Origin of the sequence: Ochrobactrum sp. SSR (genome assembly GCF_030067775.1) — a bacterium.
Classification (GTDB): domain Bacteria; phylum Pseudomonadota; class Alphaproteobacteria; order Rhizobiales; family Rhizobiaceae; genus Brucella; species Brucella teleogrylli.
This window is the reverse complement of record NZ_CP125969.1, coordinates 610,541-637,286: the sequence shown is the minus strand read 5'-3', so window position 1 is coordinate 637,286 and position 26,746 is coordinate 610,541. Positions and strand designations below refer to the sequence as shown.

Sequence of the window (26,746 nt, the reverse complement as noted above, 5' to 3'; positions counted from 1 at the left end):
GAGGAGAATTTCTAATGTCGCGTACGGCCTTTAACTGGGAAGATCCCTTTCTGCTCGACGAACAGCTGACCGAAGACGAGCGCATGATCCGCGACTCCGCGAAGGCATTCGCGAGCGACGTTTTGCTGCCGCGTGTGGAAAAGGCCTATCTCGACGAAACCACCGACCCGGAACTGTTCCGCCTCATGGGCCAGTCTGGCCTTCTCGGCGTGACGCTGCCGGAAGAATATGGCGCGGCCAATGCCGGTTATGTTGCCTATGGCCTCGTAGCGCGCGAAGTCGAGCGCGTTGATTCCGGTTATCGTTCGATGATGAGCGTACAGTCCTCGCTCGTCATGTATCCGATCTACGCCTATGGCTCTGACGAACAGCGCAAGAAATATCTGCCGGGTCTCGTCTCCGGCGAGTTGATCGGCTGCTTCGGTCTGACCGAACCGGATGCCGGTTCCGACCCTGCAGGCATGAAGACCCGCGCTGAAAAGATCGACGGCGGCTATCGCCTGACCGGCTCAAAGATGTGGATTTCGAATTCGCCAATCGCGGACGTGTTCGTGGTGTGGGCGAAGTCGGCAGCCCATGACAATGCCATTCGCGGCTTCGTGCTCGAAAAGGGCATGAAGGGGCTTTCCGCCCCGAAGATCGGTGGCAAGCTTTCGCTGCGCGCTTCGATCACCGGCGAAATCGTCATGGACGGTGTGGAAGTCTCGGAAGACGCCCTGTTGCCAAACGTATCGGGCCTCAAGGGTCCGTTCGGCTGCCTCAACCGTGCGCGCTACGGCATTTCGTGGGGCGTTCTGGGCGCCGCCGAAGATTGCTGGTTCCGCGCGCGTCAATACGGCCTCGATCGCAAGCAGTTCGACAAGCCGCTGGCTGGTACGCAGCTTTACCAGAAGAAGCTCGCCGACATGCAGACCGAAATCACGCTCGGCCTTCAGGCATCGCTGCGCGTCGGTCGTCTGTTCGACGAAGGCAAAATGGCGCCGGAAATGATCTCCATCGTCAAGCGCAACAATTGCGGTAAGGCACTCGATATCGCCCGTCAGGCACGCGACATGCATGGCGGCAACGGTATCCAGATCGAGTACCACGTCATGCGCCACGCGCAAAACCTCGAAACCGTGAATACCTATGAAGGCACGCATGACGTTCACGCGCTGATCCTCGGACGCGCGCAGACCGGCATTCAGGCTTTCTTCTGATCGTAAACGCCCGCACTATCCTCCCAAGGCCCGCTCGCTTCTCGCGGGCGGGCTTTTCTACTTTTTCGAGGTATCCGAAATGCAGAACACACCGCTTGACGGTTTGAAGGTGGTTGAACTGGCCCGTATACTGGCGGGCCCGTGGGTCGGTCAGACGCTTTCCGATCTGGGAGCGGACGTTATCAAGGTCGAAAGCCCGGAAGGCGACGATACGCGCAAATGGGGGCCTCCCTTCATTGAAGTCGAAGGCGAGAAGTCGGCTGCCTATTTCCATGCCTGTAATCGCGGCAAACGCTCGATTACAGCGGATTTCCGCTCGGAAGAAGGGCAGGATCTGGTGCGCCGCCTTGTGGCTGATGCGGATATTGTCATCGAGAATTTCAAGCTCGGCGGCCTCGATAAATACGGCCTTGATTATGAGAGCCTCAAGGCCGTCAATCCGCGCCTTATCTACTGCTCCATCACCGGATCCGGACATGATGGCCCTTATGCCGAACGGGCAGGCTATGACTTCATGATCCAGGGCATGGGCGGAATCATGGACCTGACCGGCGAGCCGGATCGCGAGCCGCAGAAGATCGGCGTGGCCTTTGCGGACATTTTCACCGGCCTTTATAGCGTGATTGCCATCCAGTCGGCGCTGATCATGCGCCAGCGCACGGGCAAGGGGCAGCACATCGATATGGCGCTGTTCGACTGCATGTCAGCAGTCCTCGCCAATCAGGCCATGAACTATCTGGCTTCCGGCGTATCCCCGAAGCGCATGGGCAACGCACATCCCAATATCGCGCCATATCAGACACTGCCGGTTTCCGATGGCTATTTCATCATCGCTTGTGGCAATGACGGCCAGTTTGGCCGGCTGGTCGGTCTCTTGGACCTTGCAGAACTTGCGAGCGACGAGCGCTTTGCCACCAATGCTGCTCGCGTTGCGAACCGGACGGCGCTGACAGAACGGCTGGAAGAACGCACGCGGCAATGGAAGCGCGACGACCTTCTGGCGCGTCTGGAAAAGATCGGCGTTCCGGCAGGGCCGATCAATTCGGTCGCCGATGTCTTCGCCGATCCGCAATTCATCGCACGCGGGATGAAGATCGATCCGCAGGGCGTGCCCGGATTGCGTACGCCGATCCGCTTCTCCGATGCAGAATTGAAAACCGACCATCGCTCACCCAATCTTGGGGAGCATAGCGAAATAGTCCGGTCTGAACTGGATCGGAAATGAAGTGATCAACCCCGCTCCGGCGGGGTTTTCTTTGCGCTGGAGAAGCACTTTCGAGAGCCGGAAAAACAAAAACGCCCGAAAGGGCGTTTGCTTAAAATCTAACGATTTCAACTCTCTATAAAGAGAATGGTGCGGTCGAGAAGACTCGAACTTCCACGGGTTGCCCCACAGCGACCTCAACGCTGCGCGTCTACCAATTCCGCCACGACCGCCCGTGGTAGAAGCCGAATTGCTCCGGCGAGTGGGCATTTAGCAAATCACCTTGGGGTGCACAAGCCCCATCTGCATCATCAGCCAATCTTTTTCGAAAAGAATGTGAAAAACCGCGTCGCGTTCACCATCACCAATACCGGGAACCCTTATTTTGCGGGCTTTTTCAAAGGCTTCCCTCGGATGATATTTTTTTCAGAAAAACTTCACAGAACCCGTCTTGGGAGCGCAAAAACAGCTGACACGATCAGCAAGTCCGAAGAATCGCGAATCCTCGCTCCAGAAGATTCGTGAAAAACTGAAAAATCAGCCCGCTATGCCCTGAAGACGCCGGATATCCTCCAGACGCTTGATCGTTTCGACATATCCGGCATCAATCGCCTCGGAAGCGCGGTGAAAATCTGCAAGGCCAATCTGGCCAACCACAGGCATCAGCGAAAGGTCTGGTGGATCGCCCGCCATACGCGCACGGGAAATGCGGTCCTGAATGATGTTGAAGGCGTCCATCATCACGCCGGTGATTCCCAGACGCGCTTCCTTTTCACCATGGATCGCGCCGGGCAGACTCTCCTGACGCATCTGCGCGTGTTTGATGACCGCTGCGCGGCCATACTGATCGTAATGAAGGTTGACCGCCAGAACGAGCCGCTGCTCATAGGCGCGGCAAACGGAAACCGGCACAGGATTGACAAGCGCACCGTCGACAAGCACGCGCTCGTCCCAGCGCACGGGTTCAAACACGCCGGGCAGGGCATAGGAAGCCCGCATGGCATCCACAAGCGGCCCCGACGACAGCCATATCTCATGGCCGGTACGCAACTCCGTGCAGACCGCCACAAAGGGCCGTGTAAGCTCTTCTATCCGCAGGCCATCGAGATGTTCACGAAGGCGTCCATCGAGCTTCATGCCGCCGAAAAGACCGCTGCCGCGAAAGGTAATGTCGAGGAGATTGAACATGCGGCGTCGGGTCAGGCTGCGGGCGAATTCTTCCAGCTCGTCCAGCTTGCCCGCCAGATAACAGCCCCCGACAAGCGCGCCGATGGATGTGCCGGCAATCATTTCGATTTTGATATTGGCCTCGTCCAGCGCGCGCAGCACACCGATATGCGACCAGCCGCGTGCAGCACCGCCGCCAAGCGCCAGCGCAATCTTGCGCGGCTCACGCTTGATTTCAGGCTTCTCAATGACTTCCTGAGCAGGTGCTTCGACGTCTACACTGACAGTCCTGCGCCTTACCCCCAGTTAAGCATCACCACGGACACCTCATCGTTTCGTTCAGACTAGCGAAACTTGGTATCCAAAGAATAAATGCTGCAAATTGATGACGCGAGACCTATTCGCGTCATCACATCGAATTGAAAACGATCAATGATCGTGATCGCAAGCGCCGTCGGCTTCCATTTCCAGCATCGTTTCACCGTTCTCGGTAACCACCTGCCGGTAGAAGCAGGACCGGCGTCCGGTGTGGCAAGTAGGACCGTCACCAGCGACCCGAACCTTCAGCCACAAGGCGTCCTGATCGCAATCGGTGCGCAATTCGATGACGCTTTGCAGATTACCGGACGTTTCACCCTTTTTCCAAAGTGTGTTGCGCGAGCGTGACCAGTAATGCGCGATGCCCGTTTCCAGCGTCAGGCGCAGCGCTTCCGCATTCATATGAGCCACCATCAAAAGCACGCCGTCCCGTTCATCGGTGACGACAGCCGTGATGAGGCCGGAAGCGTCGAAGCGCGGCATGAATACCGCACCTTCTTCTATCGTCTTTTTATCGGAAGGCTGGGCAGGGAAGGTCGTCATTGTCTCGCCTGAAACGGATAAGAGGCACGGGCTTTTTACCACGTGCCTCGAAATATTTGAACAACGTCGGTCATGCATGCCCGAAAAGCCGAAACCTTTCGGGACAGTGCATTATTTGCTGCGCGAGAGGGTCATGAAGCGCACCTGTTCATCCACCTTGGTCTTCATCTCTCCGGTGAAGGTGGTGGTGATGGTGGTCGAACCCTGCTTGCGGATACCGCGCATGGCCATGCACATATGCTCGGCCTCGATCATCACGGCAACGCCGCGTGGCTTCAGAATGGTCTGAATGCTGTCGGCGATCTGGGCGGTGATGCTTTCCTGCGTCTGCAGGCGATGCGCGAAAATATCGACCACGCGGGCGATCTTCGACAGGCCGACAACCTTGTGGTCGGGCAGATAGGCGACATGCGCCTTGCCGATGATCGGAACCATATGGTGTTCGCAATGCGAGAAGAAGGAAATGTCCTTCACCAGCACCATATCGTTATAACCGGCGACTTCTTCGAACACGGTGCCAAGCACTTCTTCGGGGCTTTCCGCATAACCGGAAAAAAGCTCCTTATAGGCTTTGGCAACACGCTTTGGCGTTTCCAGAAGGCCTTCGCGGTCCGGATTATCGCCAGCCCACAGCAAAAGCGTGCGGACTGCCGCTTCCGCGTCGGCCTGCGTTGGCGTGCCGTGCAACGGGTTACATTTGCCTGCTTCTTCGAAGGCAGGCCGGATTCGTCATCTTCTTTGAGGATGCGCGCGTCCATCAGTATTCTCCAGTAGTCTCCTTCGGGGAGGAGACGAGTTAAACGGACAATACAACGATACGCTTTGCGAGCGGGCGATGTATTGATCCGGCGGTTTAGGCCCACCGGACAGGTTTTCATGCCGCCACCACGGCGTTGTGCTAAAACATGATACCTGAAAGCACAAAGGCTTTTTTATACGTTATCATGCTCTAAAACACACTATCAGAACGTTCAACAATAGTTTTAAGTCCAACGTCCTGACACCATCCAAAGTGCAGGCATTACTTGCCTAATATATAGGGAGTAAATTGCAACTTCAAACTGCCGTCGAAAAACATTTTTTTTGTTTTTTCTCAGGCTGGTGTCACCATTGTGAAATTCGTATCATTTCGGCGCAATGAAAAGCGGCAGGGGCAGGATTCGAAATCAGCTGAATCTGGCGCTATCTACGGATTTGAAGTTCCTGACTGCTGGCACCATGTAAGAACATGAGGCTGCATAGCCAGCATACCGGGCGGAAGGCTCACGCATATGATCGACGACATTTACAACAAGCGCATTCTGGAATTTGCGGGCAATATGGAGCGTATCGGTCGGTTGGCCGAGCCGGATGCCGTCGCAACCATGCATTCCAAACTGTGCGGCTCGACGGTCACCGTCTACCTCAAGATGGCCAATGGTGTGGTCACCGATTTTGCGCATGAGGTGAAGGCCTGTGCGCTGGGGCAGGCGTCCTCGTCGGTCCTGGCGCGCAATATCATTGGCGCGACCGCCGAAGAACTGAAAGCCGTCCGCGATGCGATGTATGCCATGCTCAAGGAAAACGCCCCGGCTCCGGAAGGGCGATTCGAAGACCTCAAATATTTCGAGCCGGTGCGCGAATACAAGGCCCGCCATGCATCGACGCTTCTGACCTTCGATGCTGTTGTCGATTGCATTCGCCAGATCGAAGACAATGCCAAGGCCGCCTGACGCCATGTGTTCCTGTGGTAAAGACCACACGACTGATACGCCGCCTCAAGCAAAGCGATACAGCCGCAACTTCACCGAAGGCTGGCGCAAAACGCCGGGGAGGGTGTTCGGCACGGCTTTCGTTCGATTCTATCAGCTGACGCTGTCGTCGCTGATCGGCAATTCCTGCCGCCATATGCCGACCTGTTCCGAATATGCCTATGAGGCAATCGCCCGCCACGGCCTGTGGAGCGGCGGCTGGATGGGGCTTTTTCGGGTCATGCGCTGTGGCCCGTTTGGCACCCATGGCTTCGATCCGGTGCCGCGCGAACTGGCGGACGACCTCAAATGGTATTTGCCCTGGCGCTACTGGCGCTGTTCGGCTCCTCACGACTAAATACCCATGTTTTTACGCGATGCTTAGAATTCATTAACGATATCAATGTTTCTTAGGGAATAAGAATTGAGGCATCGTTATGGTCTTTTTCAGGCCGCAATTTGCCTGCACATCCAGCTAGCAATTCCATATCCGCGAGCCATCATGCTAACATCGCCGTCCCGTTTCGCACGTTTCGTTGCTTCCGTAGCGTTTGGAGCCACCGTTCTGTGTGCCTCTACAGCATTGGCAAAGCCGTCGTGGGTCGTGTTCGACGCTGATAGCAACCGAATACTCGGTCAGGACGACGCGAATCTCCAGCGCGCACCGGCCTCGCTCGCCAAGATGATGACGCTCTACATCACATTCGAAGCGCTGAAGACGGGTCGTCTCCATTGGGAAGACGAGATGCCCGTCTCCAAAAATGCCGCTGCGAAAGTCCGCATGAAGCTCTGGCTCAAGCCGGAGCAAACCATTTCAGTGCGCGACACCGTCAATGCAATGATCATCATCTCGGCCAATGATGCTGCCACTGTGATGGGCGAATATATCGGCGGGTCCGAAGCGGCCTTCGGGCGTCTGATGACACAGCGCGCACGCCAGATCGGCATGAAGAGCACTTTCTTCGTCAATCCGTCAGGACTGACCGCCAATATGACGCAGCTCACCACAGCACGCGACATGGCGGTGCTTGGCATGGCGCTGCGCCGTGATTTCCCGGAACAATATGCGCTGTTTTCCCAGCGCTCCTTCACCTATCGCGGCCGGGTTTATAACGGCCACAACAATCTGATGTACCGTTATGGCGGCGTCGATGGAATCAAGACGGGCTATACGAATGTATCCGGCTACAATCTTGTTTCGTCTGCGATCATTGATGGCAAGCATCTTGTCGGCGTTGTTCTGGGCGCCGGGTCGGCAGGCGAGCGGGACGGCCAGATGGCCAAGCTTCTGACCCGCTATGGCAATGCCAGCGGCGAGGGCACGGCTGTGGCTATGGCAAAGCCGGTCGCTTTTGCGCCAGCGCAAAAAGCAGCTCCGAAAAGAGATTCGGTTGCAGACCTGATCGACGATTCCCAGATCGAACAGGGTGACGGCGGTTATCTCGTCGCATCGGCAGGCGCGGCGTGGCGCATTCAGCTTGCCGCAACACCCACGCGTGCCGGAGCCAACGAACTTCAGGAAAAGTTCCGTCCCGCGGTGGATCAGGTCGCTCATGGGCTGAAGGGCGAGATTTCGCCGGACGGCAAGCGCCGCAAGGTCTATCGCGTCTGGTTTGGCGGCTTCAAGGATTCCGCTTCCGCCGAAAAGGCCTGCGCCAAGTTGAAAAAGCAGAATATCGACTGCTTGCCTATCAAGGGCTGACATCCCATTTACAAATTGGCTTATAAATCCCGACAAATAGCCCTGTCGGGATGCCGTGCTTTACTGGCCGGACAAAAAATATTAGAAGCCTCACGATACAAGCACGCATGATCATGAACCACCCGCAATCGTTGGCGGGACTGGATAAGGACGAATAGAATGTCGAATACCGTTTCCATGCAATTCCCCGATGGTTCCGTACGGGACTATGATGCGTCGACCACCGGCGCTGCACTCGCGGAATCAATCTCCAAATCTCTCGCAAAAAAGGCGGTGGCCTATGCCGTCGACGGCACCGTGCGCGATCTTTCCGATCCGCTTGGCGCTTCCGGCAAGATCGAGATTCTGACCCGCGAAGATCCGCGCGCGCTCGAACTGATCCGCCACGACACGGCACACGTTCTGGCGGAAGCCGTTCAGGAGCTTTTCCCCGGCACTCAGGTTACGATTGGCCCCGTCATCGAAAACGGCTTCTATTACGACTTTGCGCGCAATGAACCGTTTACCCCGGACGACCTTCCGGTGATCGAAAAGAAGATGCGCGAGATCATTCAGCGCAACAAGCCGTTCACCAAGGAAATCTGGTCGCGCGACAAGGCCAGGCAGGTTTTTGCCGACAAGGGCGAAGCCTATAAGGTCGAACTCGTCGATGCGATTCCGGAAGGTCAGGACCTCAAAATCTATTACCAGGGCGACTGGTTCGATCTTTGCCGTGGTCCGCATATGGCTTCCACCGGCCAGATCGGCAATTCCTTCAAGCTGATGAAGGTTGCCGGTGCTTACTGGCGCGGTGATTCCAACAATCCGATGCTCACCCGCATCTACGGCACCGCTTTCGCAAACGACAACGACCTTCAGGCCTACCTGCATATGCTTGAAGAGGCCGAAAAGCGCGATCACCGTCGTCTTGGCCGCGAAATGGATCTGTTCCATTTTCAGGAAGAAGGTCCGGGCGTTGTGTTCTGGCATGCCAAGGGCTGGAAAATGTTCCAGAATCTGGTGAGCTATATGCGCCGTCGCCTCGACAGCCACGGCTATCAGGAGGTCAACGCGCCGCAGGTGCTGGACAAGTCGCTCTGGGAAACCTCCGGTCACTGGGGCTGGTATCGCGACAACATGTTCAAGGTGACGGTTGCCGGTGACGATACCGACGACGACCGCGTCTTTGCATTGAAGCCGATGAACTGCCCAGGTCACGTGCAGATTTTCAAGCACGGCCTGAAATCCTATCGCGATCTGCCGATCAAGCTTGCCGAGTTCGGCAACGTCCATCGTTACGAGCCGTCCGGCGCTCTGCACGGCCTGATGCGCGTACGCGGCTTCACGCAGGACGACGCGCACATCTTCTGCACCGAAGAGCAGATGGCGGCGGAATGCCTGCGCATCAACGATCTCATTTTGTCGGTTTATAAGGATTTCGGCTTCGAAGGGATCACCATCAAGCTCTCGACCCGCCCTGAAAAGCGCGTCGGTTCGGACGAACTTTGGGATCGCGCTGAAAGCGTGATGATGAAGGTTCTGGAAGAAATCGAACAGCAGTCAGACGACATCAAGACCGGCATTCTGCCGGGCGAGGGTGCCTTCTACGGACCGAAGTTCGAGTATACGCTGAAAGACGCCATTGGCCGTGAATGGCAGTGCGGCACCACGCAGGTCGATTTCAACCTGCCGGAACGTTTTGGAGCGTTCTACATCGACAAGGAATCCGACAAGCGCCAGCCGGTCATGATCCATCGCGCCATCTGCGGTTCGATGGAGCGTTTCCTGGGCATTCTGATCGAGAACTTCTCCGGTCACATGCCGCTCTGGTTCGCGCCGGTTCAGGTCGTGGTGACGACGATCACTTCGGATGCGGATGATTATGCGGTCGAAACAGCCGCCAAGCTGAAGGCTGCCGGTTTGCAGGTCGTCACCGATCTGCGCAACGAGAAGATCAACTATAAGGTTCGCGAACATTCGCTCCAGAAGGTTCCGGTCATTCTCGTTTGCGGCAAGCGTGAAGCGGAAGAACAGACGGTTAATATGCGCCGCCTCGGCTCTCGTGATCAGGAATCGATGACGCTTGTTGAGGCTATTGCCCGTCTTACCGAAGAGGCCACCCCGCCGGATTTGATCCGTCTCAAGAATGGCGGCAAATAACAAACGCCTCGCTCCAAACAAAAAGACCGCGCCTTAGCGCGGTCTTTTTTATCTCAGCGGAATTTAGAATCTCAGTCGAGGCTGTCGTCAGATGCCTCAGATTCCTTGTTGGCAATGACTTCGACTTCCTCATTTTTTCCGGACGTAACCTTGAAATCCCGTTGATAGATGCGGTCTTTGTTCTTTGCGACGGCGACATAATCGCCTTCGATCAGAACCAGCGAGGAATAGGCGCCCACACTTTCGCGCACCACATCGCCCGAGGCGTTGAGAACGGACCACGACGTGTCGGCCAGCGCTTCACCGCCCCGTTCGCGCACGAGCTTGAGTGTCATTTCCGCAGCACGATGCTCGACCGTGGCTTCGGTGAGTTTGCCTGCTTCGACACGAATATCGGCACGGATGATCGCATTGGCCGAACCATAATTGGAAACGACGTGGTAGGTGCCGCTATTGAGCCTGATGATCGCATTGGGCTTCACATCGGGAACGATCAGAGAACGATCACTATTGTCTTCGTCCGCATAGATCGAGAACCGCAGCAGATCATTGTTGATCTTGCTCTTGTCGGGCAAAACCGCGCTCAGCTTCATCCCGCCCGCATCGAGCATCATGAGTTCCTGCCGGGCGTTGCCACCAAGCGTAATGCGCTTGGTTGCGCCAGCGCGCCCATAGGCCACGTGAACGAGGTAACTTCCCTCCGGCAGATTGAAGACAGCGCTTCCGCCCTGTGCACTGGCGATCAGCGGCAATTGTCCGTCTGGCCCGACATTGGGAGAGAAAACGCGCCAGACCAAACCCGTTGGTATGTCGCTGCCATCATCCACAAGGCGTGCCTTGAGATCCAGTTCACTGGTTTTCATCAAGGGATTGTTTTCCGGGCTCGTCGGTGACGCATAGGGGCTGAGCGTTGGCAGATCGAGCGGCGGTTCAGGCAGGTTCAATCCACTGCCTGCCTCGGCAGCAGGATCGAGACCCTGCGCCCATGCGGGTACACCCGGAATCGCGGATAGCAGTGCGACAGCAACCCATTTGCCGCGAAAGTATCGGGATATTTGAACGCAAGGCAGAAGTTTGAAAACCGACATAGCTTTTTTGATCCCATGCCGGTGTCGAATTCAAGGCCAAATCGTTTCTGCCACCGGCATTTTTTAACCATCGCTGTGCTGCGGTTTGCCAGAGTTTTGACTTTACACCGCCCCTGTGACGGGCGAGAAGAGGCGGCCCTCTCTAAACCGGAGTGGCAGTTCAGGTTTTAGCAAGTTCCAGTCGTGAGGTTTCCCGTGGCGCATCCGGTGTTCGATTTTCTAGCTCAGCGTAGTTCCACGCCGATTTCCGCAATCGGCGCTCCCGCACCGGAAGGTGACGAACTGGCCGAACTGCTCAAGGTCGCGGCCCGCGTTCCCGATCATGGCCGCCTCACGCCCTGGCGCTTCATTTTGTACCGCGGCGATGCTCGCAAACGCGTAGGGGAGTTGCTGGTCAAGCGCGCCGAAGAGCGCGAAGGCCCACTGCCGGAAGGCCGCAAGGAGCAGGAATTGACCCGATTCTCGCGCGCGCCGCTGGTGATCGGCATTATATCGTCCCCAGTGGGACATGAGCGCATTCCGGAATGGGAGCAGTTTCTGTCAGCTGGCGCCGTTGCGATGAACCTCTGCATTGCTGCCAATGCGCTCGGCTATGCCACCAACTGGATCACCAACTGGTATTCAAATGACGCGCCGTCCCGCGCGTTTCTCGGTCTCGCGCCGAATGAACGCGTGGCTGGTTTCGTTCATATTGGTACAGCCGAAAACAAGATGCCAGAGCGCCCCCGCGCTGATATGGACAGGATCGTTTCCGACTATTCCGGCCCGTGGGCGGGATAAGTTATCGCCTTAAAATCATTTCCTAACACAAGGAAATATCGATGTTTTATGAGCCGAAAGAGGGGCATCCGCTGCCCCATAATCCCTTCAAGGCAATTGTCGCGCCGCGTCCGATCGGCTGGATCGGCACCTGTTCGAAGGACGGAGCAGTCAATCTCGCTCCATACTCGTTCTTTAACGCGATCTGCGACACGCCACCGATGGTGATGTTTTCGTCCAGTGGCATCAAGGACAGCGTGACGTTTATCGAGGAAACGGGCGAGTTCACGGCCAATCTGGTGAGCGACCATCTCAAGACGCATATGAATGCGTCATCCGTCGACGCACCGCGTGGTGTCAGCGAGTTCGACTATGCCGGATTGACCCGCGCATCGTCGAAAATCATTGCCGCTCCGCGTGTCAAGGAAGCCTACGCGTCACTGGAATGTGTCGCCGTGGACATCCGGCGATTGCAGGACAAGGAAGGCCAGCCGACCAATAACTATATGGTCATCGGGGAAGTCGTCGGCGTTCATATCGATGAAAGCATTCTGACCGACGGCCTTGTCGATATCGCCAAGGTAAAACCGGTAACCCGGCTTGGTTATATGGATTACGCCACGACGGAGAGCGTCTATCAGATGTTCCGGCCGAAATGGAAAGATCAGTAAGAGGGGCTTGTTAAAGCCCCTTTTTCTTGGCTTCGGTCCAGATATCTTCCATTTCCTCAAGGCTTGCTGAATCGAGACTGTTTCCTGCCTCATCCAGCGTCTTTTCGATGAAATGGAAGCGCCGCTTGAACTTCTCATTGGCAGAAATCAGCGCCGTTTCTGCGTCAATCTCAAGGTGACGGCCCAGATTGACCATGGCGAAGAGCAGGTCGCCATATTCTTCCGCGATATTGGCTTTATCCTGTGCGGCCATCGCTTCCTTCAGCTCGGCGGTTTCTTCCGAAATCTTGTCGAGAATCGGTGCCGCCTCAGACCAGTCAAAGCCAACTTTTGCTGCTTTCTGCTGCAATTTCAAAGCGCGGACGAGGGCAGGGAAGGCGTTCGGTATATCGTCAAGAAAACCGTTGCTCTCGCTCGTCTCAAGCCCGAGATTGGCGCGGCGTTCCGCACGCTCCGCCTTCTCTTCCGCCTTGATCCGGTTCCACGACCCCTTGGCCATACCGGCGCTTCGGGCTTCCGCATCGCCAAAGACATGCGGGTGGCGGCGGATCATCTTATGGGTGATCGCCTCCACCACATTGCCGAAATCGAAGCTGCCTTGCTCTTCAGCCATCCGCGCATGGAAAACCACTTGCAGCAGAAGATCGCCCAGTTCCTCGCGCAGATCGTCCATATCGTTGCGCTCAATGGCGTCGAGAACCTCATAGGCTTCTTCCAGCGTATATGGCATGATCGAGCGAAAGTTCTGCTCCACATCCCAGGGGCAGCCGGTTTCCGGATTTCGAAGGGCGGCCATAATTTCAAGCAGGCGGTCGATATTGCGGGAAGGGGTCATCTGCGCTCCATCGAACTTCGTTAATACCATTGCCAGTTGCTCCCAAAGAATCATCTGGAACGGGTTGAAGTCCGTTGCCGATTTTGCATAGTCAGCTCGGGATCGCACATCGGGGCGGCATGTTCAACAAGTGGATACTTGATCAATGACAATTCTTGTGACTGGCGGCGCCGGCTATATCGGCTCTCATACCTGCGTTCAGCTGATCGAGGCAGGCCATGAAGTGGTCGTGGTCGACAATTTCGACAACAGTAACCCGGAAGCCCTTCACCGGATCGAAAAAATTACCGGTCGCGCGCCCATTCGCGAGCCGGGCGACATTCGCGATCGCGCGCTTCTGGAGCAGATCATCACCCGTCACAAATGTACGGCGGTGATCCATTTTGCGGGCCTGAAGGCTGTCGGAGAATCAAGTGAGAAGCCGCTGCATTATTATGACTGCAATGTGCTGGGCACGCTGCGGCTGTTGCAGGCGATGGAGGCCACTGGCGTCAAAACGCTGGTCTTCTCATCCTCCGCCACCGTCTATGGCGATCCGCAAAAGCTGCCGATCACCGAAGACCAGCAGCTTTCCGCGACCAATCCCTATGGCCGTACCAAGCTGATCATCGAAGAAATGCTGCGCGATCTCTATAACAGCGACAACAGCTGGAGGATCGCCATTCTGCGTTACTTCAATCCCGTCGGCGCGCATGAAAGCGGCCTGATTGGCGAAGACCCGAAAGGCATTCCGAACAATCTGATGCCGATCATCGCCCAGGTTGCAACTGGACGCCGGGAAAAGCTCAACATCTGGGGCAATGACTATGCGACACCGGATGGCACGGGCGTCCGCGATTACATCCACGTGGTCGATCTGGCCGCTGGACACCTCAAGGCTCTGAAAAAGCTGGACGAGCCGAAATGCTTCGCCGTCAATCTCGGCACAGGGCAGGGCTACAGCGTCCTTGATGTCGTCAAGGCGTTCGAGCATGTCTCCAACCGCCAGATCAATTACGAAATCGCACCGCGTCGTCCGGGCGACGTTGCCGAATGCTACGCCGATCCAACTTTTGCCAATGATTTCCTCGACTGGTCGGCTGAAAAGAACTTGCGCGAGATGTGTCAGGACATGTGGAACTGGCAGGCAAAAAATCCCAATGGTTATGAATAGATCGGCGTCACGCGCTCATCGCAAGTAAATCCCGGAAAAGTGAAGCAGACAGGTCTGTTTTCGATCCACCAATGGTTGAAAACAGGCCCGATGCGTTTAATAAACAGGCCCCGCAAAATGGGCTTATGTCCCTGAATATCCCTGTTTCATGGATACGAAACGGCGCCCAATTTCCTAAAAGGCGCGCCGAACAAGATTGGACGAAAGAATGCGCTTCCTGCCGGATAAATTCACCACAATGTTGATCGCCACAATTCTGCTGGCATCGGTGCTCCCGGTACAGGGCGAGTTTGCCGAATGGTTCGGCATGGCGACAAAAGTGGCCGTCGGTCTTCTTTTCTTCCTGCATGGAGCGCGGTTGTCGCGCGAAGCCGTTATTTCAGGCATCACCCACTGGAAGCTGCATCTCGTGGTCTTCCTGTCCACTTTCGTGCTGTTTCCGATTCTGGGCCTCACAGCGGGATGGGTTATTCCGGGCCTCGCACAATCGGCCTTCTATACCGGCATTCTCTACATCTGCGTTCTGCCTTCGACGGTCCAGTCATCCATCGCATTCACATCGATGGCGGGTGGCAATGTGTCCGCGGCGATTGTCTCGGCTTCTGCGTCGAATATTTTCGGCATGTTTCTGACGCCACTGCTGGTGGGCTTGCTTTTTGCTGTGCAAAGCGGAGGAGGCGGCATCTCTCTCGATGCGTTTGAATCTATTCTGCTGCAATTGCTGCTGCCCTTCGTTCTGGGTCAAATCCTGCAGCCCTGGATCGGCAATTTCATGCGGCGCAACAGCAAGCCGCTCAGCTTCGTGGATCGCGGTTCGATCCTGATGGTCGTCTATCTGGCTTTCAGCGAAGCCATCGTGGAAGGCCTTTGGAAATCGGTCTCCTGGGACGATCTGGTGATGATGGTCGGTGTCAACATCGTGCTGCTGATTGCCGTCCTGTTGATTACCTGGTACGGCAGCAAGCGACTGGGTTTCAATCGCGCTGATTGCATAACCATCCTGTTTTGCGGCTCCAAGAAAAGCCTTGCCAGTGGTGCGCCGATGGCTAGTGCCATTTTCGCGAGCGCCAATGTCGGCAGTATTGTGCTACCATTGATGCTGTTTCATCAGATACAGCTTATGGCTTGCGCGGTGATTGCGCGAAAACTGGCCGATCATAAATAAGCTGCACGACCATCAGACTTTGAAAAGGCATTACGACAATGGCGCAGACCGACGACAAATCCTTCGATGAGGACGCTCTGGCGGAAGCCTATGATCGTGCGCTTGCGCTTGAAAAGGCTGGCGATTTCGACGGCGCTGCTAAGGCCTATGAAGAAGTTCTGGCCATTGATCCCGACGATCATGGCGGCGCGACTGTGCGGCTTGCCAGCATGGGACGCGGCGCTGTTCCGCTGAAAGCTCCCGATGCTTATGTGGCAACGCTGTTCGACCAGCATGCGGAAATGTTCGACACAATTCTCGTGGACCAGCTTGGTTACGACGTGCCGCTGCAATTGCGCGAAATATTGCTGGAGATCGATGACGAGTTTCATCGTGACCGTATGCTCGATCTTGGCTGCGGTACGGGCCTTTCCGCCGATGCGCTCGACGACATGGCGACGCACAAGACCGGTGTGGACATTTCTGAAAACATGATCGAAGTCGCTTTTGAAAAAGGTGATTACGACGCGCTTTTCGTCGGCGAAGCGGTACGCTTTCTGGAAACCACCGCCGAGGACAATTGGGACCTCATCGTGGCAACCGACGTGCTGCCTTATATGGGCGAACTGGATCGGTTCTTTGCAGGCGTGGCGACGCAACTGGAGCCGGACGGCTATTTTGGCTTCTCCAGTGAAACGCAGGACGATACGCGCTTTGCGGGCCGGGCGTTTATGGTCGGCGATTATCAGCGTTTCGCGCATGCAAAATCATACGTGACAGCAATGCTGGATGCGCACGGCATGGACTGCATCCGCTGTGAAAACATCACCGTGCGTAGCGAACAAGGATCGCCGGTTCCCGGACATCTTTACGTCGCGCGACGTCGCTGACATTTCGATCCAGCGTGGTTGAACTGAACCACGCTAGATCGCTTGATGACGGTTGGCGTAATTGTCTGGTTCATCGAATAGTCGTGGAGCTGGACGTGCTTTCACATCGCCGTTTCATGAACATGATTGTTCCATAATCTATCTTATGTGATCGACATATATAACAGGGGTGGGTTCAAGCTTGAAGTGCGACCGACCCACGATGGCGATACGGATATGAACGGCAATATGAGCGTGACACCCACGGCTTATCGTTCACTTCGAAATGCGAGAAGCCATCGGTGCTCGCGCCCTCGCTCATTTCGCCTGACCGAGATATTTAGTCCTCAGCTTTGCGATTTCCTCGCTTTCATGCAGGCTGATGATGGCTACGCTGGCTGGTTGGACGAGTTCGCTGTGACGCGGAAATGCAAATCCGTATTTGTCCGGGCTGAATGCACCGCCGACAAGATCGAGCGGCTGATCGGTATGCTGATGCATATAATATTCCAGCACGGGACCGTCTGCGACGATTGCCGCTATCTCGTCATTGACGAGCGCGGTAACGGCTTCCGGCAAATGATCGAACGTAACGGTGGCGATGGAGCGGGATTTCAGAAACTGTTCTGCAACGCTGCCAGTTCGCACACCAACGGATTTTCTCTGCAGGTCGTTCAGGTTCGATATCCTGTTGTCGATATGCGCCACGGTCATCACGCTGGTGATCGATGATGTCACATAAGCGATAATGGCGATGCCGAAGACCATCCAGAAGGTTTGCCAGATACGCCCAATCCAGCCGAACAGATTTTTGCGTGAGGTTTTGCCGGAAGTGGCAATTGAAACCACATGATGGAAGCTCTCCGCCAGCCCTTCCCGCCACCGTTTCGGAAAACTTTCATCAAAACGCCTGTCGAACAGCGTCAGAAGCACCGTTGCCGCAAGCAGAATTCCCAGAATCCAGACATAGGTGGTCAGATGGCCAGCGCGGCCGAGGTGTCCGACAAGGTCACCCCAGCCGGTACCGGCCTGGGTATGCACCATGATACGCAGACCAGCATCGAACCATGGATAGGTAAAATCGGCGACCTCAGCCCGGCTTTCGGTGATGGTCAGATTGGTAACGGCTGCATCGACTTTGCCCTCGGAAACGGCCCTCATCAACGCGCCGTAGTTTTGAAATTCCACATAATGCGATGCAATATTCAGGCGTTCAGCGATGTTCTGCCAGATGTCGATCGCCATGCCGGAGTAACTATTGCCCTCATTGTTGACGAAAGGTTCGCTGACATAAACGCCAACTTGCACAGGCTTTGGGGCTTGTGTCGGCCCCTGCGCATTAGCAGTTGCGCAAATCGTCAACAGAAACAAAACGAAAAAAAGAATGGATATTAGTCGATAATATAAATTATAGAATAATAATATAATCATATCCCCCGCCCCGTTATCAATTTAATATGATGCATTGAAATTTACATTGCAAATATATTTGTTTTATTTTTGAATCAATATAAGTAATATCTAATTATATTAAGATAAAAAACACGAAAAACGTGACCGGCCCGACGCTTAAAGCGTGACTGATCGGGCGTTTCATCTCATCTGTGATTGACAAAATCGGTGGTTGATTAAAATCATTTCCTCACTGCGCGCATCATGAGAATGACTGAAAAGTGTATGGAGCCTGGAACGGTCTAAGACCAAAGCAGCATGTATTCGTCGTGTACATGTTATATGACCCGACATGGGTTCCAGCGCTCGCGTTCCTGACCGGCATTTGTGGGTCTTGACGCATATTAAACGGGCATTCCCGACCCGCTGGCTGGATGGGATAGAAGGTAGAGTTATAGATGTTGGAAGCACGTATTCGAAACGCTTCGCTGCGAGAAAAGATCATCACGCCGGAGCAGGCGGCCAGCCTCATTAAGGATGGCATGATCGTCGGCATGAGCGGCTTTACCCGCGCCGGTGACGCCAAGGCAGTTCCGGTTGCCATGGCAGCGCGTGCGGCAACCGATCCTTTTCAGATCACGCTGATTACCGGTGCTTCGCTTGGACATGACGTCGACAAGATCCTGACCGAAGCCCATGTGCTTGCGCGCCGTATGCCGTTTCAGGTCGACCGAACCCTGCGTTCCGCGATCAATCGCGGTGAGGTCATGTTCATCGACCAGCATCTGTCTGAGACGGTCGAGCAGTTGCGTTCCAACCAGATCGGTCCGATCGATTATGCTGTTGTCGAGGCGCTGGCGATCACCGAAAGCGGTGGCATCATTCCGACCACGTCGGTCGGCAATTCGGCAAGCTTTGCCATCCTGGCCGAGAAGGTGATCGTCGAGGTCAATCTCAATCAGCCTATGGCGCTTGAAGGCCTGCACGACATCTATATTCCGACAAAGCGCCCTACCCGCGACCCCATCCCGGTCACGGCCTGCGACAGCCGCGTCGGCCTGCCCTATATTCCGATTCCGGTCGAGAAAATTGCCGGTATCGTCATTACGCAGGAACACGACAGCGCCTCGACGGTCGAACCTGCCGACAGCGAAACTGTTGCCATTGCCACCCACCTGATCAATTTTCTTAAGCAGGAAGTGGAGCATGGCCGTCTCGATCTGACACTGAACCCGCTTCAGGCCGGCATTGGCACCATTGCAAACGCTGTGCTCAACGGTTTTGCCGATAGCCCTTTCCACAATCTGCGTATGTATAGCGAAGTGCTGCAGGACAGCACCTTCGAGCTTTTCGATGCTGGAAAGCTGGACTACGCCTCCGGTGCATCGATCACGCTCAGCCCTGCCGTCGGCGAGCGCGTCTTCAACAATATCGACCGCTATCGCGACAAGCTGATCCTGCGCCCGCAGGAAATCAGCAACCACCCGGAAGTCATTCGCCGCCTCGGCATTATCGGCATCAACACCGCGCTTGAGTTCGATATTTATGGCAATGTGAATTCCACCCATGTCGATGGCACACATATGATGAACGGTATTGGCGGCTCGGGGGATTTCGCGCGCAATGCTTATATCTCGATCTTCGTCAGCAAGTCCGAAGCCAAGAATGGCGCCATTTCATCCATCGTTCCGATGGTCACCCATGTGGACCACACGGAACATGACGTCGATATTCTGGTGACCGAACAGGGGCTCGCCGATTTGCGCGGCCTCGCCCCGCGTGAGCGCGCCCGTGTGATCATCGACAATTGCGCGCATCCGGATTATCGCGACCAGCTCAATGATTATTTCGAGCGCGCCTGCGCGCGTGGCGGCCATACGCCACACCTTCTGGAGGAAGCTTTCAGCTGGCACACACGCCGTCGCGAAAGCGGCACCATGAAGCAGGGATAATATTCTTCTGCGGGTGGCGGGAGTTCAAATCCAGCCACCCTTCGCCCTTCCCGCTCGCAGTTCCAGCGGAACTTTCTCCACGTCGAAACGTTATCCGGCATATCGTTTTCCAACGGGAAACGAGAATGCTGCGAAAGGACTTGGGCTGTTGCACCAGCCTTTTCGCTTAACGTTCAGTCTGACGTTCTGGAGGAGCGGCGGTCAGACGGTAAGAACAATGCGCCGTTCCAGTAAGGGTCAGAACAGCTATGTCCATCCTCATCGGCCTTCTGATAACAATTCTTGTTATCTTCCTCGTGCTTTATCTCATCAACATGCTGCCACTGGATGCGAAGGTGAAACAGATCGCTCAAGTTATCGTGATCATCATCGGCATCATCTCGCTGCTGAAATACCTCGCTGTCTTCTGACGACCACCGCCTTACCGGTTCACAACCGGAAATCTCCAAACGTTATGCACTGCCCGGATAAGACGAGTTCTTTCGAAGCGTCCTTGCCATCTGTACGCCTCGGAAGGCTCGTCTTCGTCGCTTGAGCATGGTTCGAAAAGCACGAAGCTGTTTCGGATAAGATGTGCGCAAAAGCCAAAGATTATAGGGATTACGGTGATTCAACTTTCGCTGAAACTGCTCCGGGCGGTTGTTTCCGTCCCTTGCATATGTTAGCCATTTCAAAGCGAATATATCCTTCGAAAATCCCGATACCTCCCCCGCTCTTGTTGTCTTTTTGCTTGCCCGCACGAGGACAACTTAAACCTTAAATTGTGTCTTTCGGGGTACGCTTCTTGGAAAAGTTGCATCCGGGCTTTTTGGTATCTTTTCCTTACGAGCAGTTGCTCTTATAAGCCGTTCAATCAATTGCTCCCTTAACGTAAGGTTTCGAGTGGCAAACAGATAATCCTGATCCGGGGACGGGGAGTAAGGAAATGAAGGCAGCTTTATGGAAAGCAGGAGTGATAACCCTTTCTGTCGTGCTGTTTTCTGTCACGCTGACCTGGACTGCTGCCGCCCTGTCTGGTGAAAGACCTGGGATTGTGGCGCTGGCGCTCAGCTCTGGAATTCCCTTTGCCACGGCTTTTCCGTCACTCGCTTATATTTTCCGGCAGCATAACAGGCTGAAAGACGCCTATACCCAGCTTGAGAAAGCGCATGTTGAATTGCAGGCGCGCGCGCGCGTCGATCACATGACGGGATTGCTCAATCGCGAAGCGCTTTTCGACGCCATGAAAGTCAGCCGGTCGCGTATTGAAACAGGTGTACTGATGGTGATCGATGCCGACCACTTCAAAGCCATCAACGATACGTTCGGCCACAGCGCCGGCGACCGTGCTTTAAAGCTGATTGCTTTTGCCCTGCAAAACGTGACGCGTAAAGGCGATCTGGTCGGGCGCATCGGCGGCGAGGAATTCTGCGTCTTCCTGCCGGGCGCGAGCAGCGAAACCGGCGTGCGTGTAGCGCAGCGCATCCGTACGGAAGTGGAAGGTACGCCCTTTCACTCGACCGAATATCAGGTCTATCCGCTGACGATCAGCATCGGCGTGGCTTCCGCTCCAAAAACCGAAACCAATTCGCAAGTGATGAGCCGCGCCGACCGCTGCCTGTATATCGCCAAGCAACGCGGACGCAATTGCGTGGTGCTGGATGAAGAAAGCGCTCGACTGGCGAGCGCTTCAGTTGTCTCTATCAACAGTGGTCGCGAAATAGCGCGCAGCTGATATTCGGTGAGCTATTCAACCCAAGGGATAACTTCTTCCTCCGACCAGCCGACCGGAACAAAACCCATCTTCTGATAGAGCTGCAAAGCGCGCGGGCTGTCGAGCGTATTGGTATGGATCGCAATTTTCTGCGGCCCGTGCGCCCAGGCCGCCGAGATTGCTTCACTGAGAAAGAACTTGCCAAGCCCCCGCCCCTGAAAATCGGGCATCAGGCCAAAATAGAGGATTTCCGCCGTTTCCGGCATGGCTGTCAGATCGAGTTCCACAAAACCGGCTGGATTGCCATCGGCATAAAGCACGTGAATTTCACTCGCATCCGCGTGGATAATGTCGGCCACTTCCGCATCGCTCTGCACGCGGCGCATCATCCAGTGATGCTGCCGCCCCACCTGCTCGTAAAGATAGCGATAGAAATGCACCGGCATGCCGCTCGCCCGCATGATGGCGAGCCGCAAACCAGAGGGAACCGGCACGGAAATCGCCGGTCGCGTCTGCATTTCCAGATGCGTAATGCGGGCTTTCAGCTTTTCGACCATGATCAGTCGGCTTCGCCCGTCACTACCGGGGTATCCTGCCTGCTACCCCATTCGCTCCAGGAACCGTCATAAAGCCGGTTATCCTTATGGCCGAGCGAGGCCAGCGCCAACATGATGACCGCCGCCGTGACACCAGAGCCGCAGCTTGTGACGACAGGCTTGGTGAGATCGACGCCAGCCTTGTCGAAAATTGCGCGCAGACTATCCAGATCCTTCAGCTCGCCGTTCTCCGACAGCGTCCCGACTGGAACATTACGCGCGCCCGGCATGTGACCAGAGCGCATGCCCGCGCGCGGTTCGGCGTCGCGACCGGTAAAACGTCCGGCAGCGCGTGCATCGGCAATCTGCGAACGGCGCTCATCGACGATTTCCCGCATTTCGGCAAAATCGACGACGCCAGCCGGATCGAAAGCAGGCGTGAACAGCGTCGCCGCAATTTTCGTCGGTTCGTCGGTCACAGGATATCCTGCTGCCTTCCAGCCATCGAAACCGCCATCGAGAACGAAGACGTTTTTAACGCCCATGATGCGGAACATCCACCAGACACGCGGTGCTGCAAACATGCCGGGCCCATCATAGACCACCACGGTTTCATCTGCCGTGATGCCCATGGCGCCGACATGCTGCGCGAAGAGTTCGGGCGATGGCAAAGTGTGCGGCAGGCCGGAATCCTTGTCGGCGATCACGTCCTGATCGAAGAACACTGCGCCCGGAATGTGTGAGGCATTATATTCTTCAAGGCCATTGCGTCCCGCCGCAGGCAGATACCAGGATGCATCCACAATGGCGATGCCGGGCTTTTTCAGCCGCTCCTTCAACCAGTCGCGCGATACGACAAATGCGCTTTTCTCAACCATAGTCAAAACTCCTGTATGCTCACGCGTCCGGCAAAGCACCGAAGCGGATACGAAAACGGCGGTTTTCCTTGCCCTTTTTCTCGATCTTGCCGATATGGATTTCGCCCACTTCCTGCGTTTCGGACACATGGGTGCCGCCGCATGGCTGGGAATCCACCGCGCCATTTTCACCAATGGCGACAAGCCGGATGCGTCCGAGCCCGACAGGTGGGCGGACATTCTTCGATTTCACAATATCAGGATTGGCGAGAAATTCTTCATCGCTGATCCAGTTGATCGAAACCGGATCATTGGCCTTGACCAGTTCCATGATCTTTTCGGTCACGAATTCCTTCGTGTAGGTCGGATCGGGCAGATCGAAATCGACACGGCTTTCATCCTCGCCCACCGCAGCACCGGTGATCGGAAACGGACAGGCGACCGACAACAGATGGCAGGCGGTGTGCATGCGCATCAGCTTATAGCGGCGCGGCCAGTCGATATGCAGGACGAGTGTTTCACCGACTGTCGGCACGGCCCGACCTTCGCCAGGCACATGAACGATTTCATTCTTGTTTTCGCCGGTAACGGTCGCGGTAATCTCGATCCGCGATCCATCTGCGCGCTCGAAAAAGCCGATATCCCCCGGCTGTCCGCCGGAGGTGGCATAGAAATTCGTCTGGTCGAGAATAATGCCGCCGGTGTCGGTAATGGCGAGAACCTTGCCCTCCGCCGTTGAAAGATAGGAATCTTCACGGAAAAGCGCATCGGTCTCATAGGCCATTGTTTTATTCCTCGAACGGTATGTCTATCTCGGTTTTCGTTTCCAGCCAGCCCGGCACCGGCAGGTTCTTGCCGCGCAGGAAGGATGGATTGAACATTTTCGACTGGTAACGATTACCATAGTCGCAAAGCACCGTCACAATTGTGTGGCCCGGACCGAGATCTTTTGCAAGCCGGATCGCACCGGCGATGTTGATGCCAGAAGAACCGCCAAGGCAAAGCCCCTCATTCTCCACGAGATCGAACACAACGTCGAGCGCGTCGGCATCCGCAACGCGATAGGAAAAATCAGGCGTGAACCCTTCCAGATTGGCAGTGATACGCCCCTGCCCGATGCCTTCGGTGATCGAATCGCCCTCGGCTTTCAATTCGCCGGTCGTGTAATAGGAGTAAAGTGCCGCGCCATAAGGATCGGCGAGCGCGATCTTGATGTCGCGATTGTGTTCCTTCAAACCAATGGCCGTCCCGACGAGCGTACCGCCCGATCCGACCGCCGCCACGAAACCGTCGACCTTGCCATTGGTATCGCGCCAGATCTCCGGCGCAGTGGTTTCGATATGCGCCTGACGATTGATCGGATTATCGAACTGGTTGGCCCAGATCGCGCCATTCGGTTCGGTTTTGGCGAGCTGTTCGGCCAGCCGCCCCGACAGTCGTACATAATTGTTGGGATTGCGATAAGGCGCTGCCGGAACTTCGATGAGTTCCGCGCCGAGCAGACGCAGCGCATCCTTCTTTTCCTGGCTCTGCGTTTCCGGAATGACGATGACCGTGCGATAGCCGAGCGCCTTGGCAACGAGCGTCAGGCCAATGCCGGTATTGCCTGCCGTGCCCTCAACAATGACACCGCCGGGGCGAAGCAGGCCGCGCTTTTCGGCGTCACGGATAATGTAGAGCGCCGCGCGGTCCTTGACCGACTGTCCCGGATTGAGGAATTCAGCCTTGCCGTAAATCTCGCAACCCGTAATTTCGGAAGCCTTCTTGAGACGAATCAATGGCGTGTTACCGATTGCGTCGAGGACCGATTGGAGCATAGCTTCCATCCTTCATCTTGGGCCGAATTGTTTGCCCGGAAAGTATGAGGAACTGCCCTGCCCTTCAAGGAAGGATGGAATAATTTTCCACGCCAACTGGCAAACTCAATCCACAAAAGGCCATCCCAAAAGAAAAAGCCGCCCGAAATGGACGGCTTTTGTAAAAGATGTTCCGAAAGACGGTTACGCAGCGCGCTGACCACCACCGCCATTGCCTGTGCGGCGCTTGCGGCGGAATGGGCGCTTTGCCTTCGGTGCAGCTTCGCCAGTCGCATTGGCATGGCCACCTGCGGAAGCGTGGTTGCCCCCACGATGTTCGCCCGGCTTCTGCGCTGGGCGACGATGCTGCTGCGGCGACGGGCCCTTGCGGTGCTGCGTCTTCTGCGGTTTGTCTTCGCCCACAATCGAAATGCGCGGCGCTGCCGTTGGTGCCGGAGCAAGCTTGACCGGAGCATCCTTGATCGGAAGCTTGGTGCGAGTCACACGTTCTACTGCACGCAGCTTCGAATCCTCGGTTGCCTGATCGTACAGGGTGATCGAAGCGCCGCTTGCGCCATTGCGCCCGGTGCGACCGATACGATGCACGTAAGTTTCCGGCTCGTCAGGAAGGTCGTAGTTGACGACATGGCTGATGCCGGGAACATCAATACCGCGCGCGGCGATGTCGGTCGCAACCAGAATGCGTAATGTGCCATCGCGGAAACCGTTCAGCGCGCGCTGGCGGGCATTCTGCGACTTGTTGCCGTGAATGGCCGCAACGTCGAACTTGTCGCGCTCAAGGTGGCGCACAACCGCATCCGCACCATGCTTGGTGCGGGTGAAGACGATGACCGAGCGCATGTTCTTGTCGGCCAGCAGAGCCGACAGAAGACGGCGCTTTTCCTTGGTCGGCACAGGATGCACAACCTGGGTGATTTCGGCAGCCGTCGTGCCCTGCGGCGCAACTTCCACACGAACCGGATCACGAAGCAGGCTACCCGCAAGCGCCGCGATTTCCTTCGGCATGGTTGCCGAAAAAAGCGCGGTCTGGCGGTCGGCATGAGTTGCCTTGGCAATACGCTTCACATCGTTGATGAAGCCCATATCGAGCATGCGATCGGCTTCATCGAGCACCAGCCAGCGGGTCTGCGAAAGGTCAACCAGACCTTCGCGCATCAGATCCGTCAGACGGCCCGGCGTTGCGATCAGCACGTCAATGCCGGGCGCGATACGCTTGATCTGCGTCAGCTTCGATACGCCACCGAGCACGAGCGCAGTCGAGATATGCGCACTCTTGGAAACATTGCGGATCGTCTGTTCAATCTGGACGGCCAGCTCGCGGGTCGGTGCGAGGACAAGCGCACGCGCCGTCTTCGGGCGGCGCTTATCGCCCAGACCGATGATCTTTTGCAGGATCGGCAGGCTGAAAGCCGCGGTCTTGCCCGAGCCGGTCTGCGCAATGCCGAGAATGTCCTTGCCTTCCAACTGCGGCGGGATGGCCTGCGTCTGGATCGGCTTCGGTTCGGTCATGCCAGCAGCTTCGACACCTTTAAGCAAAACGCCGGTGACGCCAAGAGCGGCAAAGCCGCTCGTATTTTCATTTGTCAATTCAATCTCTTTCGGCGGCACCGCACATCTGCGGTCCGCTTTCAATGCCGGGAAAGCGCAACTTGCCCGAGCCAAATCTGTTTTTATGATAACGACGGGACGCCGGGAAAACCCCTGGCGACTTGCGCAGCCGTGCCCGAGCAAATCTCAGGTCCCCTCCGTTTCCAGACCATTCCGGAAGACAAAGGTGTGACGCAACAAGTCCAATGCCGGGAAAGCCGACAACTAACGTCGGCCCATGCGCCTGCCGCCCATATGGGGTGGTTTGAGCAAAAAAAGCAAATGATTTCGTTTTCGCCTCTGATCCAAAAGCCATCATGCCGGTCTGCAAATGGCAATTTCTGCGCTTCCGGTGCTCACGTACGTTCAAGTACGCTGCGCTCCGGTTCTC

General features: G+C 55.9%; 25 protein-coding genes, 1 tRNA gene and 1 pseudogene. 14 read left to right on the top strand and 13 right to left on the bottom strand.

All coding sequences use genetic code 11. The features are described from left to right. The first annotated feature begins 14 nt into the window (after positions 1–14). Positions 15–1,199 carry an acyl-CoA dehydrogenase gene (locus QLQ11_RS03065; RefSeq protein ID WP_078338624.1) on the top strand — a complete coding sequence of 395 codons (1,185 nt, stop codon included), beginning with the start codon at positions 15–17 and terminating at the stop codon, positions 1,197–1,199. Between the two features lie 79 nt (positions 1,200–1,278). Further along, positions 1,279–2,424 carry a CaiB/BaiF CoA transferase family protein gene (locus tag QLQ11_RS03060; protein WP_371835913.1) on the top strand — a complete coding sequence of 382 codons (1,146 nt, stop codon included), beginning with the start codon at positions 1,279–1,281 and terminating at the stop codon, positions 2,422–2,424. Between the two features lie 127 nt (positions 2,425–2,551). On the opposite strand, the gene QLQ11_RS03055 is transcribed toward QLQ11_RS03060, so the two are convergent. The 4 genes and pseudogenes from QLQ11_RS03055 to folE form a co-directional block, all read right to left on the bottom strand. Then, positions 2,552–2,636 (bottom strand) — tRNA-Leu (locus QLQ11_RS03055). A 304-nt stretch (positions 2,637–2,940) separates the two neighbouring features. Beyond that, positions 2,941–3,896, bottom strand: a pseudogene (locus QLQ11_RS03050) (patatin-like phospholipase family protein). A gap of 103 nt (positions 3,897–3,999) precedes the next feature. Further along, positions 4,000–4,431, bottom strand: a complete 432-nt coding sequence (gene hisI, locus QLQ11_RS03045; protein ID WP_121536200.1) for a phosphoribosyl-AMP cyclohydrolase — start codon at positions 4,429–4,431, stop codon at positions 4,000–4,002. Between the two features lie 111 nt (positions 4,432–4,542). Then, the gene (gene folE, locus QLQ11_RS03040) at positions 4,543–5,118 is read right to left on the bottom strand and encodes a GTP cyclohydrolase I FolE (protein WP_371835912.1); all 576 of its coding nucleotides are present in this window, start codon (positions 5,116–5,118) and stop codon (positions 4,543–4,545) included. Positions 5,119–5,702: 584 nt separating this feature from the next. On the opposite strand from folE, the gene QLQ11_RS03035 reads away from it, so the two are divergent. From QLQ11_RS03035 to thrS, 4 genes are all read left to right on the top strand, one after another. After that, a complete protein-coding gene (locus QLQ11_RS03035) occupies positions 5,703–6,143 on the top strand; it encodes an iron-sulfur cluster assembly scaffold protein (RefSeq protein WP_121536202.1) in 441 nt (146 codons plus the stop codon). Between the two features lie 4 nt (positions 6,144–6,147). After that, positions 6,148–6,519, top strand: a complete 372-nt coding sequence (gene yidD / locus QLQ11_RS03030) for a membrane protein insertion efficiency factor YidD (RefSeq protein WP_283735844.1) — start codon at positions 6,148–6,150, stop codon at positions 6,517–6,519. A gap of 144 nt (positions 6,520–6,663) precedes the next feature. Next, positions 6,664–7,863: a D-alanyl-D-alanine carboxypeptidase gene (locus QLQ11_RS03025; RefSeq protein ID WP_121536310.1), complete on the top strand. Its 1,200-nt coding sequence runs from the start codon at positions 6,664–6,666 to the stop codon at positions 7,861–7,863. A gap of 159 nt (positions 7,864–8,022) precedes the next feature. Continuing rightward, entirely contained in the window at positions 8,023–10,002 is a 1,980-nt protein-coding gene (thrS, locus tag QLQ11_RS03020) for a threonine--tRNA ligase (protein WP_121536206.1), read from the top strand. 71 nt (positions 10,003–10,073) lie between these two features. Here the strand turns inward: thrS and QLQ11_RS03015 are convergent, their stop codons facing one another. Further along, positions 10,074–11,090 carry a hypothetical protein gene (locus QLQ11_RS03015; protein ID WP_371835911.1) on the bottom strand — a complete coding sequence of 339 codons (1,017 nt, stop codon included), beginning with the start codon at positions 11,088–11,090 and terminating at the stop codon, positions 10,074–10,076. A gap of 195 nt (positions 11,091–11,285) precedes the next feature. On the opposite strand from QLQ11_RS03015, the gene QLQ11_RS03010 reads away from it, so the two are divergent. Together QLQ11_RS03010 and QLQ11_RS03005 are read left to right on the top strand one after the other, a co-directional pair. Next, entirely contained in the window at positions 11,286–11,870 is a 585-nt protein-coding gene (locus QLQ11_RS03010) for a nitroreductase (protein ID WP_121536208.1), read from the top strand. A 41-nt stretch (positions 11,871–11,911) separates the two neighbouring features. Beyond that, positions 11,912–12,520 (top strand): flavin reductase family protein, encoded by a 609-nt coding sequence (locus tag QLQ11_RS03005; protein WP_121536210.1) that lies wholly within the window; start codon positions 11,912–11,914, stop codon positions 12,518–12,520. Between the two features lie 10 nt (positions 12,521–12,530). Here QLQ11_RS03005 and mazG read toward each other — a convergent pair whose 3' ends face one another. Then, a complete protein-coding gene (mazG, locus tag QLQ11_RS03000) occupies positions 12,531–13,355 on the bottom strand; it encodes a nucleoside triphosphate pyrophosphohydrolase (protein WP_121536314.1) in 825 nt (274 codons plus the stop codon). A 145-nt stretch (positions 13,356–13,500) separates the two neighbouring features. On the opposite strand from mazG, the gene galE reads away from it, so the two are divergent. The 3 genes from galE (at position 13,501) to QLQ11_RS02985 (ending at position 16,542) form a co-directional block, all read left to right on the top strand. Further along, positions 13,501–14,508, top strand: coding sequence for a UDP-glucose 4-epimerase GalE (galE, locus tag QLQ11_RS02995; protein WP_121536212.1), 1,008 nt, complete (start codon positions 13,501–13,503; stop codon positions 14,506–14,508). 208 nt (positions 14,509–14,716) lie between these two features. Next, positions 14,717–15,673, top strand: a complete 957-nt coding sequence (locus tag QLQ11_RS02990; RefSeq protein ID WP_121536214.1) for a bile acid:sodium symporter family protein — start codon at positions 14,717–14,719, stop codon at positions 15,671–15,673. 38 nt (positions 15,674–15,711) lie between these two features. Continuing rightward, positions 15,712–16,542 carry a methyltransferase domain-containing protein gene (locus tag QLQ11_RS02985; protein ID WP_109369088.1) on the top strand — a complete coding sequence of 277 codons (831 nt, stop codon included), beginning with the start codon at positions 15,712–15,714 and terminating at the stop codon, positions 16,540–16,542. Positions 16,543–16,839: 297 nt separating this feature from the next. Here QLQ11_RS02985 and QLQ11_RS02980 read toward each other — a convergent pair whose 3' ends face one another. Then, complete coding sequence (locus QLQ11_RS02980) at positions 16,840–17,829, bottom strand: transporter substrate-binding domain-containing protein (protein WP_283735845.1); 990 nt, start codon at positions 17,827–17,829, stop codon at positions 16,840–16,842. A gap of 542 nt (positions 17,830–18,371) precedes the next feature. Between QLQ11_RS02980 and QLQ11_RS02975 the strand changes: the two genes are divergently transcribed. The 3 genes from QLQ11_RS02975 (at position 18,372) to QLQ11_RS02965 (ending at position 21,579) form a co-directional block, all read left to right on the top strand. Next, complete coding sequence (locus QLQ11_RS02975) at positions 18,372–19,865, top strand: acetyl-CoA hydrolase/transferase family protein (RefSeq protein WP_283735846.1); 1,494 nt, start codon at positions 18,372–18,374, stop codon at positions 19,863–19,865. A 248-nt stretch (positions 19,866–20,113) separates the two neighbouring features. Further along, positions 20,114–20,275 carry a Thivi_2564 family membrane protein gene (locus tag QLQ11_RS02970; protein ID WP_167836030.1) on the top strand — a complete coding sequence of 54 codons (162 nt, stop codon included), beginning with the start codon at positions 20,114–20,116 and terminating at the stop codon, positions 20,273–20,275. Positions 20,276–20,790: 515 nt separating this feature from the next. After that, positions 20,791–21,579, top strand: coding sequence for a GGDEF domain-containing protein (locus tag QLQ11_RS02965; RefSeq protein WP_283735847.1), 789 nt, complete (start codon positions 20,791–20,793; stop codon positions 21,577–21,579). An 11-nt stretch (positions 21,580–21,590) separates the two neighbouring features. On the opposite strand, the gene QLQ11_RS02960 is transcribed toward QLQ11_RS02965, so the two are convergent. From QLQ11_RS02960 to QLQ11_RS02935, 6 genes are all read right to left on the bottom strand, one after another. Further along, positions 21,591–22,115, bottom strand: coding sequence for an N-acetyltransferase (locus QLQ11_RS02960; protein ID WP_283735848.1), 525 nt, complete (start codon positions 22,113–22,115; stop codon positions 21,591–21,593). 2 nt (positions 22,116–22,117) lie between these two features. Next, positions 22,118–22,972 carry a 3-mercaptopyruvate sulfurtransferase gene (gene sseA / locus QLQ11_RS02955; RefSeq protein ID WP_140024988.1) on the bottom strand — a complete coding sequence of 285 codons (855 nt, stop codon included), beginning with the start codon at positions 22,970–22,972 and terminating at the stop codon, positions 22,118–22,120. Between the two features lie 19 nt (positions 22,973–22,991). Then, positions 22,992–23,735, bottom strand: a complete 744-nt coding sequence (locus tag QLQ11_RS02950; RefSeq protein WP_283735849.1) for an alanyl-tRNA editing protein — start codon at positions 23,733–23,735, stop codon at positions 22,992–22,994. Positions 23,736–23,739: 4 nt separating this feature from the next. Beyond that, positions 23,740–24,768 carry a cysteine synthase A gene (locus tag QLQ11_RS02945; RefSeq protein WP_140024989.1) on the bottom strand — a complete coding sequence of 343 codons (1,029 nt, stop codon included), beginning with the start codon at positions 24,766–24,768 and terminating at the stop codon, positions 23,740–23,742. A gap of 183 nt (positions 24,769–24,951) precedes the next feature. Next, a complete protein-coding gene (locus QLQ11_RS02940; RefSeq protein ID WP_371835910.1) occupies positions 24,952–26,355 on the bottom strand; it encodes a DEAD/DEAH box helicase in 1,404 nt (467 codons plus the stop codon). A gap of 1 nt (position 26,356) precedes the next feature. Further along, positions 26,357–26,725: a hypothetical protein gene (locus tag QLQ11_RS02935; RefSeq protein WP_283735851.1), complete on the bottom strand. Its 369-nt coding sequence runs from the start codon at positions 26,723–26,725 to the stop codon at positions 26,357–26,359. Positions 26,726–26,746: the final 21 nt, after the last annotated feature.